13 protein-coding genes are annotated in these 15,624 nt (G+C 58.8%); 10 read left to right on the top strand and 3 right to left on the bottom strand.

All coding sequences use genetic code 11. The annotated features are described in order from the left end of the window. The first annotated feature begins 1 nt into the window (after position 1). Complete coding sequence (gene pdxJ, locus GNG29_RS16870) at positions 2-733, top strand: pyridoxine 5'-phosphate synthase (protein ID WP_103181123.1); 732 nt, start codon at positions 2-4, stop codon at positions 731-733. Beyond that, on the top strand, positions 733-1,113 hold the full coding sequence (acpS, locus tag GNG29_RS16865) for a holo-ACP synthase (RefSeq protein ID WP_103180750.1): 381 nt from the start codon (positions 733-735) through the stop codon (positions 1,111-1,113). Before pdxJ ends, acpS begins: the two co-directional genes overlap by 1 nt. Here the strand turns inward: acpS and GNG29_RS16860 are convergent. Both GNG29_RS16860 and GNG29_RS16855 read right to left on the bottom strand, forming a co-directional pair. After that, the gene (locus GNG29_RS16860) at positions 1,110-1,370 is read right to left on the bottom strand and encodes a YfhL family 4Fe-4S dicluster ferredoxin (RefSeq protein WP_103180749.1); all 261 of its coding nucleotides are present in this window, start codon (positions 1,368-1,370) and stop codon (positions 1,110-1,112) included. The genes acpS and GNG29_RS16860 overlap by 4 nt on opposite strands. A 56-nt stretch (positions 1,371-1,426) precedes the next feature. Continuing rightward, the gene (locus GNG29_RS16855; protein ID WP_156655041.1) at positions 1,427-2,275 is read right to left on the bottom strand and encodes a MurR/RpiR family transcriptional regulator; all 849 of its coding nucleotides are present in this window, start codon (positions 2,273-2,275) and stop codon (positions 1,427-1,429) included. 118 nt (positions 2,276-2,393) lie between these two features. On the opposite strand from GNG29_RS16855, the gene murQ reads away from it, so the two are divergent. From murQ to tadA, 4 genes are read left to right on the top strand one after another with little or no spacing between them, the layout of a single operon-like run. Next, complete coding sequence (murQ, locus tag GNG29_RS16850) at positions 2,394-3,287, top strand: N-acetylmuramic acid 6-phosphate etherase (RefSeq protein ID WP_103180748.1); 894 nt, start codon at positions 2,394-2,396, stop codon at positions 3,285-3,287. A gap of 10 nt (positions 3,288-3,297) precedes the next feature. Then, positions 3,298-4,650 carry a PTS transporter subunit EIIC gene (locus tag GNG29_RS16845; protein WP_103180747.1) on the top strand — a complete coding sequence of 451 codons (1,353 nt, stop codon included), beginning with the start codon at positions 3,298-3,300 and terminating at the stop codon, positions 4,648-4,650. A 3-nt stretch (positions 4,651-4,653) separates the two neighbouring features. After that, the gene (yfhb, locus tag GNG29_RS16840) at positions 4,654-5,289 is read left to right on the top strand and encodes a phosphatidylglycerophosphatase C (RefSeq protein WP_103180746.1); all 636 of its coding nucleotides are present in this window, start codon (positions 4,654-4,656) and stop codon (positions 5,287-5,289) included. 30 nt (positions 5,290-5,319) lie between these two features. After that, a complete protein-coding gene (gene tadA / locus GNG29_RS16835; protein ID WP_103180745.1) occupies positions 5,320-5,859 on the top strand; it encodes a tRNA adenosine(34) deaminase TadA in 540 nt (179 codons plus the stop codon). Here the strand turns inward: tadA and mltF are convergent. Next, positions 5,747-7,297: a membrane-bound lytic murein transglycosylase MltF gene (gene mltF, locus GNG29_RS16830; RefSeq protein WP_156655040.1), complete on the bottom strand. Its 1,551-nt coding sequence runs from the start codon at positions 7,295-7,297 to the stop codon at positions 5,747-5,749. The two genes, tadA and mltF, sit on opposite strands and share 113 nt — an antisense overlap. A gap of 268 nt (positions 7,298-7,565) precedes the next feature. On the opposite strand from mltF, the gene purL reads away from it, so the two are divergent. The 4 genes from purL to glrR all read left to right on the top strand — a co-directional run bounded on the left by purL (position 7,566) and on the right by glrR (position 15,571). Beyond that, a complete protein-coding gene (gene purL / locus GNG29_RS16825) occupies positions 7,566-11,453 on the top strand; it encodes a phosphoribosylformylglycinamidine synthase (protein WP_156655039.1) in 3,888 nt (1,295 codons plus the stop codon). Between the two features lie 577 nt (positions 11,454-12,030). Continuing rightward, positions 12,031-13,464: a two component system sensor histidine kinase QseE/GlrK gene (gene qseE, locus GNG29_RS16820; protein WP_197431814.1), complete on the top strand. Its 1,434-nt coding sequence runs from the start codon at positions 12,031-12,033 to the stop codon at positions 13,462-13,464. Then, entirely contained in the window at positions 13,461-14,237 is a 777-nt protein-coding gene (gene qseG, locus GNG29_RS16815; protein ID WP_103180740.1) for a two-component system QseEF-associated lipoprotein QseG, read from the top strand. The genes qseE and qseG overlap by 4 nt, the downstream gene beginning before the upstream one ends. Next, a complete protein-coding gene (gene glrR, locus GNG29_RS16810; protein ID WP_103180739.1) occupies positions 14,234-15,571 on the top strand; it encodes a two-component system response regulator GlrR in 1,338 nt (445 codons plus the stop codon). Before qseG ends, glrR begins: the two co-directional genes overlap by 4 nt. Positions 15,572-15,624 lie beyond the last annotated feature (53 nt).

Genomic DNA, 15,624 nt, shown 5'->3' with positions numbered 1-15,624 from the left:
CATGGCTGAATTACTGTTAGGCGTCAACATTGACCATATCGCCACGCTGCGCAATGCGCGCGGAACCGCCTATCCTGACCCGGTCCAGGCGGCCTTTATCGCCGAGCAGGCGGGTGCCGACGGCATTACCGTGCATCTGCGCGAGGACCGTCGCCATATTACCGACCGCGATGTGCGCATCCTGCGCCAGACCCTGGACACCCGCATGAATCTGGAGATGGCCGTCACCGAAGAGATGCTGGCGATTGCCGTTGAGACCAAACCGCACTTCTGCTGCCTGGTGCCGGAAAAGCGCCAGGAAGTGACCACCGAAGGCGGGCTGGATGTGGCCGGTCAGCTGGATAAGATGCGTGACGCCTGCAAACGTCTGGCCGATGCCGGGATTTTAGTATCCCTGTTTATCGATGCCGATGAAGCGCAGATCAAAGCCGCCGCCGACGTTGGCGCGCCGTTTATTGAGATCCACACCGGCTGCTACGCCGATGCCGAAGACGAAGCGACCCAGGCGAAAGAGCTCGATCGCATCGCCAAAGCGGCAACCTACGCGGCGGGTCTGGGTCTGAAGGTGAATGCTGGTCACGGTCTGACCTATCATAACGTTAAGGCCATTGCGGCGATCCCGGAGATGCATGAGCTGAACATCGGCCATGCGATTATCGGGCGCGCGGTGATGAGCGGTCTGAAAGAGGCGGTGTCAGAGATGAAGCGTCTGATGCTGGAAGCCCGCAAGTAATGGCTATCCTCGGCTTAGGCACGGATATTGTTGAGATCGCCCGCATCGAAGCGGTGATTGCCCGCAGCGGCGATCGCCTTGCCCGTCGGGTGCTCAGCGATAACGAGTGGGCCATCTGGGAAGCGCACCAGCAACCGGTGCGTTTTCTTGCCAAACGTTTTGCGGTGAAGGAGGCGGCGGCAAAAGCCTTCGGTACCGGCATCCGCAACGGTCTGGCGTTCAATCAGTTCGAAGTCTTTAACGATGAGCTGGGTAAACCGCGCCTCAGGCTGTGGGGCGAGGCGCTAAATCTGGCAGAAAAGCTGGGCGTGGCGAACATGCATGTGACGCTGGCGGATGAACGCCATTACGCCTGCGCCACGGTGATTATCGAAAGTTAAATTTTATCGGCGTGGTGCATCAGAACGAACTTGTCCCACAGCTGCTCTTCCGATTCAGGATGTGCCGGATCTTTCAGGATAGTATTGGGGATCGGGCACACCTTCTGGCAGGTTGGCGTCTCATAATGGCCCACGCACTCGGTGCAGCGGTCGCTGTTAATCTCGTAAATGCTCGCTCCCATTGAAATTGCCTGATTAGGGCATTCGGGTTCGCACATATCGCAATTGATGCATTTTTTGGTGATTAACAGCGCCATCAGGAAATTCTCAGAAACAACACAAACAGGGCGGGCATTATACGCTCATTGTCTGTTCAAACCAGTTTTTTTACCAATGCCTCGCTGTGGCGAATACGTTCCGGGGCATGCTCCAGATCCTGCTGAACCAGCGCCATAAACAGCAGATCGGTCAGCATCATCTGCGCGCTGGTGGACGAGATCGCCGCGCTGCGGGTGGCCTGCTCTTCGGCAATGGTATACAGACAGCGTGTGGCCCGCTGCTGCAGGGCATTGGGAGTAAAGCCGGTGATCGCCAGAATTTTGCCCCCCACGCGCAGCGCTTCATCAGCGGCCAGATTAATCTCGCGGCGTTCGCCAGAATAGGAGAGGGCCAACAGCAGATCGTCAGGCTCCATCGCCTGTACGGTAGCCAGCAGGGCATGCATGTCCTGTTCGACAATGGCAATCACACCGATTTTATTCAGCTTCCAGCCGAAGTTACGCGCCACCAGCCCCGAGGCGCCGATGCCGGTTAGGATCACCCGTCTTGCCGCCCGCAGCATGGCCACGCTCTCCAGCAGCTTCTCTTCGCTGTTGACGTCGAGGGTGGCATGCATCGCCGCCACGTTCTCTTTGATGAGCTTTTCCCCGACCAGGCGCATCGGATCGTCGCCGCGGATCTGGTTATGAACCGGCATGGATTGCGGATTTGGGTTGCTGGCCAGCGCCTCGCTGAGCGCCAGTTTCAGGGCGGGGAAACCTTTGAAACCAATCTTTTGCGCGAATTTCACCACGCTTGACTGGCTCACGCCCGCCTCGCTGGCAAGCTGCTGAGAGCTTAAATGGCGGGCACGATCGGGATGCGAGAGTAAAAAATCCGCCAGCTTTTTATCGCTCTGGGCAAAACCCGCGTATCGCTGGCGGATGCGAATTAGACAGTTCATAGGGACTCCTGGCGAAATGTGATGACTGCAGCAAATGCGAATTCTGCTCGCCTGAATGAATTTTATATTCCATGATAATGCGATTATTATGAATTAAAAATTCTTGAGGTACAAAAAAATGAATCTCGGCTCACTGGTATCAGAATCCCGCAACCCACAAACCCTGGACCTGGACGCACTCTCCACGCTTGACCTTGTTCATCGCTTCAACCAACAGGATACGCTGGTCGCGCAGGCAGTGAAAGAAACATTGCCCGAGGTGGCGAAAGCGGTGGATGCCGCGGCAGATGCGCTGAAAGCGGGGGGACGCATTATCTATATGGGGGCGGGCACCAGCGGGCGTCTGGGGGTGCTGGATGCTTCAGAGTGCCCACCCACCTTCGGCGTACCACATGGCCTGGTGATCGGCCTCATCGCCGGTGGGCCGGGAGCGCTGCTGAAAGCGGTGGAAGGGGCAGAGGACAGCAAGCAGCTCGGTGAAGACGATCTCAAAGCGCTTAACCTGACCGCGCAGGATCTGGTGGTCGGGCTGGCGGCCTCCGGGCGCACGCCGTACGTCATTGGCGGGCTGGAGTATGCGAACCAGACCGGCTGCACTACCGTGGCCATCTCCTGCAATCCCGGTTCCCCCATCGCCCAGGTGGCGACGATCGCTATCTCGCCGGTGGTAGGCCCGGAAGCGCTGACCGGCTCCACCCGCCTGAAATCCGGCACGGCGCAAAAGCTGGTGCTGAATATGATCTCCACCGGGGCAATGGTCAAGTTCGGTAAGGTCTACCAGAACCTGATGGTGGACATGAAAGCGACCAACGTGAAGCTCATTGACCGGGCGTGTCGCATGGTGGTCGAAGCCACAGGGAGCTCCCGCGAAGAGGCGGAAGAGGTGCTGAAACAGACCGGGTACGACGTCAAACCGGCCATTCTGATGATTTTAAGCGGGCTGGATGCCGCTGCGGCGCGCGCCAGGCTTGACGCGCATCAGGGATTCTTACGTGCGGCATTAGAAAACTAAAGAGGCGTACATGGAAAAAACAGTAGCGCTCGCCAGCGGTATTCTTGCGGGGATCGGCGGAGAAAAAAATATACGGCGTCTGGAAAACTGTATGACGCGAGTGAGGGTGGAAGTGCAGGATGACGACAAGCTCGATCCGGCCACCCTGAAAAAACTGCCTGGCGTCAGCGGATACGTAAAGCAGGGGGAGCAGCACCAGCTCATCGTCGGGCCGGGTAAAGCCGCGCAGGTAGTGGATGCCATGCGCTCCCTGATGGGCGGGGCGGTGATTGATGATGCCGAGCGCACCAAAGCGCAGGCAAAAGCGAAATATAAAGCCCCGATGAGCGATGCGCTACGCATGCTGGCGAATGTCTTTATTCCGCTCATTCCGGCCTTTATTGCCTCGGGGCTCATCACCGGCATTATCAATATCCTCAAACGCCCGGACATTGTCGGGGATTTTGCGACCCACTATCCAAACCTGCTCGGGATCCTCGGCATTTTCGGCAGCGCGGTCTTTGCCATCATGAACATTCTGGTGGGGGTTAATACCGCCAAAGTGTTTGGCGGCTCGCAGGCGTTAGGCGGGGTGATGGCCGGTATTCTCTCCAGCCCGCAGCTGGCGCAGATCACCCTGTTCGGCGAAGCGCTGCAGCCGGGGCGCGGCGGGGTGATCGCCGTGCTGCTGGTGGTGGTGCTGATGTGTTGGCTCGAGAAAAAGCTGCGTAATGTTCTGCCAGGCTCCCTGGAGCTGATCCTCAACCCGCTGTTGACCACGCTTATCACCGGCAGTATCGCCATCATCGCCCTGCAGCCGCTGGGAGGCTGGATCTCGGAGTCCATTGCCCACGGTGCCTCCTGGGCTATCGATCGCGGTGGGTTCCTGGTGGGGGCAGTGCTGTCGGGTACCTTCCTGCCGCTGGTGCTGACCGGTTTACATCAGGGGCTGGTGCCGATCCACGTTGAGCTGGTGCAGGCGCACGGTTACAACGCCCTGCTGCCTATTCTGGCGATGGCCGGGGTCGGACAGATCGGCGCGGCCATCGCGGTGCTGATGAAAACCCGCAACGCACGCCTGAAAAAGGTGATCAAAGGGGCGCTGCCGGTCGGGCTGCTGGGCATCGGCGAGCCGCTGATTTTTGGCGTCACCCTCCCGCTCGGCAAGCCGTTTATCGGGGCCTGTCTGGGTGGCGCGGTCGGTGGGGCGCTGATCGGTTACTGGAAAGTGGCGACCGTCATCACCTTTGGTATTTCCGGATTACCGCTGGCATTAACCATCGTGACCGGAAAAGTCATGCTCTATCTGTTAGGCTATCTGGTAGCGGTGATCGCCGGGTTCCTGTTTACCTGGCTGTTAGGGTTTAACGATCCAGAGGAGTAAGGTTTGGCAAATAACGAGCGTCGTGTTGTCTTTTTTGACCTGGACGGAACGCTGCATCAGCAGGATATGTTCGGCACCTTTATGCGCTATTTACTGCGCCGACAGCCCCTGAATGCCCTGCTCGTATTGCCCTTGCTGCCAATCATTGGCGGCGTGTTGCTGGTGAAGGGGCGCGCCGCTCGCTGGCCGATGAGCCTGTTGCTGTGGGGGTGTACCTTCGGCCACAGCGAAGCCCGGCTTAAACAGCTGGAGAAAGAGTTTGTCACCTGGTTTCGCAAACATGTCACCGCCTTTCCGGTGGTGCAGGATCGGCTGACAAACTACCTGGACGCCAACGATGCCGACATCTGGCTCATCACCGGCTCGCCGCAGTCGCTGGTGGAACAGGTCTACTTTGATACCCCCTGGCTGCCGCGCGTTAACCTGATCGCCACCCAGATTGGCCGCGCCTATGGCGGCTGGGTGCTGACCATGCGCTGTCTCGGGCATGAGAAGGTGGCACAGCTGGAGAAGAAAATCGGCACCCCACTGCGGCTCTACAGCGGCTACAGCGACAGCAAACAGGATAACCCGCTGCTCTACTTCTGCCAGCACCGCTGGCGCGTTACGCCGCTGGGCGAACTTCAGCAACTGGAATGATTTTGTGATTATGCATAGCGGGTGTGTATAATGCGCCCGCTTTTCAGACTGGAGTATGCTGCGTTGTCCGACCCTGAACTTAATCATGAATACTGGATGCGCCATGCGCTCCAGCTTGCCCAACGTGCCTGGGATGAAGGCGAAGTCCCGGTCGGTGCCGTGCTGGTACACAATAATCAGGTGATCGGCGAGGGCTGGAATCGCCCGATTGGTCGCCATGACCCCACCGCCCATGCCGAAATTATGGCCCTGCGCCAGGGCGGACTGGTGCTGCAAAACTACCGCCTGCTGGACACCACCCTGTATGTCACTCTCGAACCTTGCGTCATGTGCTCCGGCGCCATGATCCACAGCCGGATCGGTACGGTGGTGTATGGGGCGCGGGATGAAAAAACCGGTGCGGCAGGTTCGCTGCTGGACGTGCTCAGCCATCCCGGCATGAACCATCAGGTCAAGGTTATTGGAGAGGTGTTGGCACCAGCGTGTTCGGCGATGCTAAGTGACTTCTTTCGAATGCGGCGTCAGCAGAAAAAGCAGCAAAAGGCAGAATGGAAGTTATCGGGTGAGTAAGCTCCTCCGGTGCCACCACCGGATAGGCCTGGGCCAGCTGCTGGGCTGCCTGCGCCTCTTTCTCTTTCTCCATCAGATACCCCACCAGGCTTATCTGATATTTGCGGATGTTTTCCACGTAGGCGTACGCCTCGTGGCCGCGCGCGTAGCCATAGGTCAACTTGCTGTAATAAGGCTTCTGGCTCAGCAGCGGCAGACGCTGTTTTACGTCTGACCAGCTGTCGGGGTTGCCTTTGGTTTTCGCGGTCAGGGCGCGGGCGTCGATCATGTGGGCATAGCCCATGTTATAGGCCGCCAGCGCAAACCAGATCCGCTCCTCTTCCGGGACGCTCTCCGGCACTCTGTCCATCATCGCCTGCAGGTAGCGCGCGCCGCCGCTGATGCTCTGCTCAGCATCGGTACGGTCGGTTAGTCCCAGGCTTTGGGCGGTATTTTTGGTCAGCATCATCAGGCCGCGTACCCCGGTTGGCGAGGTGGCCAGTGCGTCCCAGTGAGACTCCTGATAAGAGATGGCGGCCAGCAGTCGCCAGTCAATCTCCTGGGCATACTTCACAAACAGGGGCTTCAGCGTCGGCAGGACATTATCCACCGCCCGCAGGAAGCTGCGGGTATCGACATAGTCGAAGCCCTCCCCGTGACCGAGGTACTTCTCCTCCAGACGCGCCAGCGTGCCGTCTTCATTCATCCTGTTAAAGAAATCGAGCATGGCGGCGGAAAGCGTCTGGTCGGCGTCGAGAGGGCTGAACCAGGTGACAGGCTGCTCGTCAGTGACGTCCAGCGCCACGGCCAGCTCCGGGTGAACGCGCTGGAACAGGCTGATGGCAACCGAGTCGGCGATGGTGTAGGGCAGTTTCCCGTCTGTCACCTGCTCCAGCAGCGCCGTGGTGCCGAGCTTCTTATCAACCTTCCAGCTAAGTTCAGGGTACTTTTTTTCTTTCAGCGCCCGAAGGTCGTCAATGACAACATGGCCCGGGGCAACGGTGAGCTGCTCGGCGGTGAGCCCGGCAAGCGTGCGTGGTCGCAGGCTGCCCACGCGATAGACCAGCTGCTGCGAGACAGAGTAGTAGGTTGGGCCTGGCTGATAGTTTTTGCTGCGCTCGCTGTTATAGACCAGGCCAGCAGCCAGCATGTCAGCCTTATCATTGTCCAGGTCGTCAAACAGCTGGCTGATGTTCTGGCGTACCGTAATTCTGAGCTTTACGCCCAGATAGTCAGCAAAATGCTGCGCCAGCTCGTAATCCAGCCCAATGACTTTATCGTTGATCGCACTGTAGGTGAGGGGAGAGGCCACGGTACTGACGCGCAGCTCCCCCCGCGCCTGAATGGCGGCGATGCGATTTTCGGCTTTACCGAACCAAGGGATTGAAGGCCACAGGGCCGCTGCCAACAGCAGGGTCACGATGCCGATGAACAGATAATTAATCTTTAATTTTTTCAATAAGTTGATTCTATGCGCTGTGTATTATTCTGTTGTTTATTGGCCATAGTAAAAACAAGTATTACCAAAGATTTCGCGGCATTTTGCGTAAAGTTGCGCCACTTGGCAACTTATTAGCGGGAAAGGCAACACCAATGGTTAAATGACGACGACGATTTTATTACGACGCAAACGGTTTCGTCGGCGCGCAGGATCCACTATAATGGCGCCCGTTTTCCCCCCTTGCGCACACTGTAAGCGCCTCCGGCGCTTCGAAGACGAGAGACTTATGATGGAAATTCTGCGTGGTTCGCCTGCACTGTCTGCCTTCCGTATCAATAAACTGCTGGCACGTTTTCAGGCGGCCGACCTTCCGGTAAGCAATATTTACGCTGAGTATGTCCATTTTGCTGACCTGAATGCTCCCTTAACGTCAGAGGATTTAGTCCGGCTTGAGCGCCTGCTGAAGTACGGGCCAAGCCTGAGCAGCCATACCCCGAACGGTAAACTTCTGCTGGTTACGCCTCGTCCGGGTACCATCTCCCCCTGGTCTTCTAAAGCAACCGACATCGCCCATAACTGTGGTCTGAGCCAGATTAATCGTCTGGAGCGGGGCGTGGCCTATTACGTTGAAGCCGCAAGCCTGACTGATGAACAGTGGTCAGCCGTGGCAACAGAACTGCACGACCGCATGATGGAGAGCGTGTTCGCCTCTCTCGACGACGCGCAGCAGCTTTTCTCTCACCATCAGCCTGCGCCCGTGCAGAGCGTGGACCTAGTGGGTGAGGGCCGTCAGGCGCTGATTGACGCCAACCTGCGTTTAGGCCTGGCGCTGGCAGAAGATGAGATTGACTACCTGCAGGACGCGTTCATTAAGCTGAACCGCAACCCGAACGACATCGAACTCTATATGTTCGCGCAGGCCAACTCAGAGCACTGCCGCCACAAGATTTTCAACGCCGACTGGATTATCGACGGCGAGCAACAGCCAAAGTCGCTGTTCAAAATGATCAAAAACACCTTCGAGCAAACCCCTGATCATGTGCTGTCTGCCTACAAAGACAACGCCGCAGTTATGGAAGGTTCCGAGGTGGGCCGCTTCTTCGCCGATCGCGAAGCGGGGCGCTATGACTTCCATCAGGAGCCGGCGCATATCCTGATGAAGGTGGAAACCCATAACCACCCGACGGCTATTTCGCCGTGGCCAGGTGCCGCCACCGGCTCCGGCGGTGAAATCCGTGACGAAGGCGCAACCGGTCGTGGGGCAAAACCAAAAGCGGGTCTGGTCGGCTTCTCCGTCTCCAACCTGCGCATCCCGGGCTTTGAACAGCCGTGGGAAGAAGATTTTGGCAAACCAGAGCGTATTGTTACCGCGCTGGATATCATGACCGACGGACCGCTGGGCGGCGCGGCGTTTAACAACGAATTTGGTCGTCCGGCACTGAACGGTTACTTCCGTACCTACGAAGAAAAAGTGGACAGCCACAACGGCGAAGAGCTGCGCGGCTACCATAAGCCGATCATGCTGGCGGGCGGGATCGGCAACATTCGCGCCGATCACGTGCAGAAGGGCGAGATCGTCGTGGGTGCCAAGCTGATCGTGCTGGGCGGCCCGGCGATGAATATCGGTCTGGGTGGTGGGGCCGCCTCCTCTATGGCATCCGGCCAGTCTGATGCAGATCTCGACTTCGCCTCCGTACAGCGCGACAACCCGGAGATGGAGCGCCGTTGCCAGGAGGTGATCGACCGCTGCTGGCAGCTGGGCGATGCCAACCCGATCCTCTTTATTCATGACGTGGGTGCGGGCGGTCTCTCCAACGCCATGCCGGAGCTGGTGAGCGACGGCAACCGCGGGGGCCGCTTCAACCTGCGCGATATCCTGAGTGATGAACCCGGCATGAGCCCGCTGGAGATCTGGTGTAACGAATCTCAGGAGCGCTACGTGCTGGCCGTTGCCCCGGATCAGCTGCCGCTGTTTGACGAGCTCTGCCGTCGCGAGCGCGCCCCGTATGCGGTGATCGGTGAGGCCACCGAAGAGATGCACCTCTCCTTAAGCGATACCCATTTCGACAACCAGCCGATCGATCTGCCGCTGGACGTGCTGCTGGGTAAAACGCCGAAAATGACTCGCGACGTTGAATCCCGCAAAGCGAGCGGTAAAGCGCTCGACCTGCAGGGTGTGACGATTGCCGAGGCGGTAAACCGCGTTCTGCATCTGCCGGCGGTGGCGGAGAAAACCTTCCTTGTCACCATCGGTGACCGTACCGTGACCGGCATGGTCGCCCGCGATCAGATGGTGGGCCCGTGGCAGGTCCCGGTGGCGAACTGCGCGGTCACTACCGCCAGCCTTGACAGCTACTATGGCGAAGCGATGGCGCTGGGCGAACGCTCCCCGGTGGCGCTGCTGGACTTTGCCGCTTCTGCCCGCCTGGCGGTAGGTGAAGCGCTGACTAACATCGCCGCCACCCAGATTGGCGACATCAAACGTATCAAGCTCTCCGCCAACTGGATGGCCGCAGCCGGTCACCCGGGTGAAGACGCCGGGCTGTACGAAGCGGTTAAAGCGGTGGGTGAAGAGCTCTGTCCGGCGCTGGGCCTGACCATTCCGGTGGGCAAAGACTCCATGTCGATGAAAACCCGCTGGCAGGAAGGTAACGAGCAGCGCGAGATGACCTCTCCGCTGTCGCTGGTGATCACCGCCTTTGCCCGCGTGGAAGACGTGCGTCACACCATCACGCCGCAGCTCTCTACCGAAGATAACGCCCTGCTGCTGATTGACCTGGGTAAAGGTCATAACGCACTGGGTGCCACCGCGCTGGCGCAGGTTTATCGCCAGCTGGGTGACAAAGCGGCAGACGTGCGCGATGTGGCGCAGCTGAAGGGCTTCTACGACGCCATTCAGGCGCTGGTGGCCCAACGCAAACTGCTGGCCTACCACGACCGTTCCGACGGCGGCCTGCTGGTCACCCTGGCGGAAATGGCCTTCACCGGCCACTGCGGCGTGGAAGTGAATATTGCCTCTCTGGGTAACGATAATCTGGCTGCGCTGTTCAACGAAGAGCTGGGCGCCGTCATTCAGGTACGGGCGGCAGATCGCGAGGCGGTGGAAACGCTGCTGGCGCAGCACGGTCTCGGCGACTGCGTACATTATCTGGGTAAAGCGGTGAGCGGCGATCGTTTTGTTATCGAGGCGAATGGCCAGACGGTCTTTGCCGAAAGCCGCTCCACGCTGCGTATGTGGTGGGCGGAAACCACCTGGCAGATGCAGCGTCTGCGTGATAACCCGGCGTGTGCCGATCAGGAGCATGAGGCGAAAGCCAACGACAACGATCCGGGCCTGAACGTCAAACTCTCGTTCGACATTAACGAAGACATCGCCGCGCCGTACATTGCGAAGGGTGCGCGTCCGAAAGTAGCTGTCCTGCGTGAGCAGGGCGTGAACTCCCACGTTGAGATGGCGGCCGCCTTCCACCGTGCAGGCTTCGATGCCATCGACGTTCACATGAGCGACCTGCTGGCAGGGCGCACCGGTCTGGCTGATTTCCAGGCGCTGGTGGCTTGCGGCGGCTTCTCTTACGGTGACGTGCTGGGCGCGGGCGAGGGCTGGGCAAAATCCATCCTCTTCAACGAACGCGTCCGTGATGAGTTCGAAACCTTCTTCCACCGTCCACAGACCCTGGCGCTGGGCGTCTGTAACGGCTGCCAGATGATGTCGAACCTGCGCGAGCTGATCCCGGGCAGCGAAGCCTGGCCGCGCTTTGTGCGTAACCAGTCCGATCGCTTCGAAGCGCGTTTCAGCCTGGTGGAAGTGACCCAGAGCCCGTCTCTGCTGCTGCAGGGAATGGTGGGATCGCAGATGCCGATCGCTGTCTCCCACGGTGAAGGGCAGGTTGAACTGCGTGATGCCGCGCATCTGGCGGAGCTGGAAAGCAAAGGTCTGGTGGCGCTGCGCTTTGTCGACAACTTCGGCAAGGTAACGCAAAACTACCCGGCAAACCCGAACGGCTCTGCCAACGGGATCACCGCGGTGACCAGCGAAAGCGGTCGCGTCACGGTGATGATGCCGCACCCTGAGCGCGTATTCCGCACCGTCAGTAACTCCTGGCACCCGGAAAACTGGGGCGAGGACAGCCCGTGGATGCGTATCTTCCGCAACGCGCGTAAGCAGTTAGGTTAAGAGATCGTTGTTGTGCCCGGGGGCGCTTCGCTTACCGGGCCTCCAAAAGCCGGATAAATTTTGTAGGCCGGGCAAAGGCAGTGCCGCCCGGCAATTCCTCAGTGTCGCAAATGTGCGACAACTCACATTCTGCGGTGTCGCCAAAAGGCGACACTTAAGTTTTTGATTTTTATAATGGTAGTAAGGATTCTGCCAGAGTGTTGCTGATTAGCGACAGATACCCTGAAAATCATCACGCGCTGAATAAGTACGTAAAACTCTATAAATTCATATTTTTCAACACATTAATATTTTTATTTGCATTTTGGCACATCTGTTGCATAATAGTAACCAGTGGCTCATTCACCTTCTTATGTCAGCCCCTTCGGGACGTGCTACATAAACTTCGAATGACGCACAAAAAGGTGCCTGCCGTCCAACTACTGATCATAGCGTTGCTTTATCAGACCCAGGGCGAAACGTCGAGTTAGGCACCGCCTCATTCCGCAACAAAGCCGGGTTTTTAACCCGGCTTTGTTGTATCTGAACGCATGTCCGGCTAGCATCCCCTTACCCCCTCGCGACAGAGAGTAATGCGTTGAAACGCTGGCCAGTTTTCCCTCGCTCCTTACGACAGTTAGTCATGATGGCCTTCCTGCTGATCCTGCTGCCTTTGCTGGTGCTGGCATGGCAGGCGTGGCAGAGCCTGAACGCGCTCAGCGCGCAGGCGGCGCTGACCAACAGAACCACCCTGATTGATGCCCGCCGCAGCGAGGCGATGACCAATGCCGCCCTGGAGATGGAGCGCAGCTACCGGCAGTATTGCGTCCTCGACGACAGAACGCTGGCCCGGGTGTACCAGGATCAGCGTAAGCGCTACAGCGATATGCTCGACGCCCATGCCGGTGTACTGCCCGACGATAAGCTCTATCAAACGTTGCGCCAGGATCTTAACGCTCTGTCCCAGCTGCAGTGCATTAACAGCGGGCCTGATGCCCAGGCCGCTATGCGACTGGAGGCCTTTGCGAATGCCAATACCGAGATGGTTCAGGCGACCCGGTCGGTGATCTTCTCCCGCGGGCAACAGCTCCAGCAGGAGATTGCCGAGCGCGGCCAGTTCTTTGGCTGGCAGACGCTGGTCCTTTTTCTGCTCAGCCTGCTGTTAGTGGTGCTCTTCACCCGGATGATCATCGGCCCGGTTAAGGGCATTGAGCGGATGATCAACCGGCTGGGGGAGGGGCGCTCGCTGGGCAATACCGTGGCCTTTACCGGCCCGCGCGAGCTGCGTTCGGTCGGGCAACGTATCATCTGGCTGTCGGAGCGGCTGTCATGGCTCGAATCCCAACGTCACCAGTTTTTACGCCATATTTCCCACGAACTGAAAACGCCCCTCGCCAGCATGCGTGAGGGCACCGAACTGCTGGCCGATGAGGTTGCCGGGCCGCTGACCCCGGAGCAAAGAGAGATTGTCGAGATCCTTGATGCCAGCAGCCGCAACCTGCAAAAGCTGATTGAACAGCTGCTCGACTACAACCGTAAACTGGCCGACGGCATCCCGGAGCTTGAGCGCGTCGAGCTCGCGCCGCTGGTGGATATGGTGCTGTCTGCTCACAGCCTGCCTGCTCGCGCTAAAATGATGCATACTGAACTGGCGCTGGCGACACCCGCCTGTTTAGCCGAGCCGATGCTGCTGATGAGCGTGCTGGATAATCTTTATTCCAATGCGGTGCACTATGGTATTGAATCCGGTACCATTTATGTTCGCAGTTTTACGCGCGGCTCGCGAGTCTGTATCGATGTCGCCAACACCGGAAGCCCGATCCCCGACGATGAAAAAGCGATGATCTTTGAACCCTTTTATCAGGGTAGCCATCAACGAAAAGGGGCGGTGAAGGGAAGCGGCCTGGGGCTGAGTATCGCACGCGACTGTATTCGTCGTATGCATGGAGAGCTTAACCTTGTCACTGACGACCGTACCGATGTCTGTTTTCGCATCGAACTGCCGCTTGAGTCGGAAAAACCACTAAAATGAATCTAAATCTGGTGAGTATGTCACACGTCTTTTCCCGCGCCATTAACGCGGTATTTTCCGGTCACTCTCTCTTTCTGAGCCTTCCCTGCCTGCTGCTGGCCGGGTGCGTCACCAGTACGCCGACCAGTGCCATCAGCGACAAGCAGGGTGAAAAATTGCCTGAGCATCAGCTGGCGGACTTCCTGTCTACCGACTGCAATAATATCTGGCAGCTGCACGGTCAGGAGACCGACAGCAACCCGCTTTACTGGCTGCGCGGCATGGACTGCGCAGATCGCCTCTCACCCGCCGCCGCGCGCGCAGAGGCGAGGGGATGGGACGATGATACCTGGCAGGAGAGTTTTAAGCGCGGGATCCTGCTGGCCAATGCCAAAATTAATCCCGTGGAGCGGCGCCAGTTGACCACCCGGCTGGATGCGCTGAGCCCGCAGATCCCGGCCCAGGTGCGCCCGCTGTATCAGCTGTGGCGACACGGTCAGGTGCTGCAACTGCAGCTGGCAGAGGAGCGTTTCCGCTACGGTAAGCTGCAGCAGACCACCGACGGTGAACTGGATACCCTGCGCCAGCAGCAGCAATACCTGCGGGCGCAGCTGGACACCACAACCCGCAAGCTGGAAAACCTGACCGATATTGAACGGCAGCTCTCCACCCGTAAGCCGGTCAGTAACTATCTGCCGGACGCGCCGAAGAGTGCCGCGTCGCCCGCCGGCACCGAGGGTGATGCGACAGAGCCGAAAAGCGATGCCCCGAAACAGGAGGACGTAAAGCCATGACAAGCCGAAAACCTGCGCATCTTTTGCTGGTGGATGACGATCCCGGTTTGCTGAAGCTGCTGGGGATGCGTCTGGTGAGCGAGGGTTACAGCATCGTGACCGCCGAAAGTGGTCAGGAGGGGCTGAAAGTGTTGGGCCGCGAGAAGATCGATCTGGTGATAAGCGATCTGCGGATGGACGAAATGGACGGCATGCAGCTCTTCACCGAGATCCAGAAGCTCCAGCCCGGCATGCCGGTGATTATTCTTACCGCCCACGGCTCCATCCCCGATGCGGTGGCCGCCACCCAGCAGGGGGTCTTTAGCTTCCTCACCAAGCCGGTGGATAAAGACGCGCTCTACAAAGCGATTGATGATGCCCTGGAACACGCCGCCCCCTCCGGCGACGAAACGTGGCGGGAGGCGATCGTTACCCGCAGCCCGATTATGCTGCGTCTGCTGGAGCAGGCGCGCATGGTGGCGCAGTCCGATGTCAGCGTGCTGATTAACGGCCAGAGCGGCACAGGGAAAGAGATCCTCGCCCAGGCCATTCACAACGCCAGCCCGCGCGGCAAAAACGCCTTTATCGCCATTAACTGCGGGGCGCTGCCCGAGCAGCTGTTGGAGTCCGAGCTCTTTGGACACGCGCGCGGCGCCTTCACCGGTGCGGTCAGCAGCCGGGAAGGGCTTTTCCAGGCGGCGGAAGGCGGCACGCTGTTCCTCGATGAAATTGGCGACATGCCGGCGCCCCTGCAGGTAAAACTGCTGCGCGTGTTGCAGGAGCGCAAGGTCAGACCGCTCGGCAGTAACCGCGATATCGACATCAACGTGCGCATCATCTCCGCGACCCACCGGGATCTGCCCAAGGCGATGGCGCGCAACGAGTTTCGTGAAGACCTCTTCTACCGTCTCAACGTTGTTAACCTGAAGATCCCTGCGCTGGCGGAGCGGGCAGAAGATATTCCGCTGCTCGCTACTCAGCTGCTGCGCCAGGCCGCCGAGCGGCACAAGCCGTTTGTCCGTGCATTTTCCACCGACGCCATGAAGCGGCTGATGACCGCCAGCTGGCCCGGTAACGTGCGTCAGCTGGTGAACGTGATTGAGCAGTGCGTGGCGCTCACCTCCTCGCCGGTGATCAGCGATGCGCTGGTGGAGCAGGCGCTGGAGGGCGAAAACACCGCCCTGCCGACCTTCGTTGAAGCCCGCAACCAGTTTGAGCTTAACTATCTGCGTAAGTTACTGCAGATCACCAAAGGCAACGTCACCCATGCGGCGCGCATGGCTGGGCGTAACCGCACCGAGTTTTATAAACTGCTCTCGCGCCATGAGCTGGAAGCAAACGATTTTAAAGAGTGATGCGCTAAATTCCGCCTGAATATGATACTGTGAGCAACCGATTACGAGGCAGC

Origin of the sequence: Leclercia sp. Colony189 (assembly GCF_009740165.1) — a bacterium.
Taxonomy (GTDB): domain Bacteria; phylum Pseudomonadota; class Gammaproteobacteria; order Enterobacterales; family Enterobacteriaceae; genus Enterobacter.
This window is presented reverse-complemented; position numbering and strand designations above follow the sequence as displayed.

Bases quoted from the DNA above. Each gene is read 5' to 3' on its own strand.
- qseG (WP_103180740.1), top strand. From the start codon at position 13,461: ATGAATCTAAATCTGGTGAGTATGTCACACGTCTTTTCCCGCGCCATT.
- GNG29_RS16855 (WP_156655041.1), bottom strand. From the start codon at position 2,275: ATGAACTGTCTAATTCGCATCCGCCAGCGATACGCGGGTTTTGCCCAG.
- purL (WP_156655039.1), top strand. From the start codon at position 7,566: ATGATGGAAATTCTGCGTGGTTCGCCTGCACTGTCTGCCTTCCGTATC.
- glrR (WP_103180739.1), top strand. From the start codon at position 14,234: ATGACAAGCCGAAAACCTGCGCATCTTTTGCTGGTGGATGACGATCCC.
- pdxJ (WP_103181123.1), top strand. From the start codon at position 2: ATGGCTGAATTACTGTTAGGCGTCAACATTGACCATATCGCCACGCTG.
- murQ (WP_103180748.1), top strand. From the start codon at position 2,394: ATGAATCTCGGCTCACTGGTATCAGAATCCCGCAACCCACAAACCCTG.
- tadA (WP_103180745.1), top strand. From the start codon at position 5,320: ATGCGCCCGCTTTTCAGACTGGAGTATGCTGCGTTGTCCGACCCTGAA.
- GNG29_RS16845 (WP_103180747.1), top strand. From the start codon at position 3,298: ATGGAAAAAACAGTAGCGCTCGCCAGCGGTATTCTTGCGGGGATCGGC.
- acpS (WP_103180750.1), top strand. From the start codon at position 733: ATGGCTATCCTCGGCTTAGGCACGGATATTGTTGAGATCGCCCGCATC.
- GNG29_RS16860 (WP_103180749.1), bottom strand. From the start codon at position 1,370: ATGGCGCTGTTAATCACCAAAAAATGCATCAATTGCGATATGTGCGAA.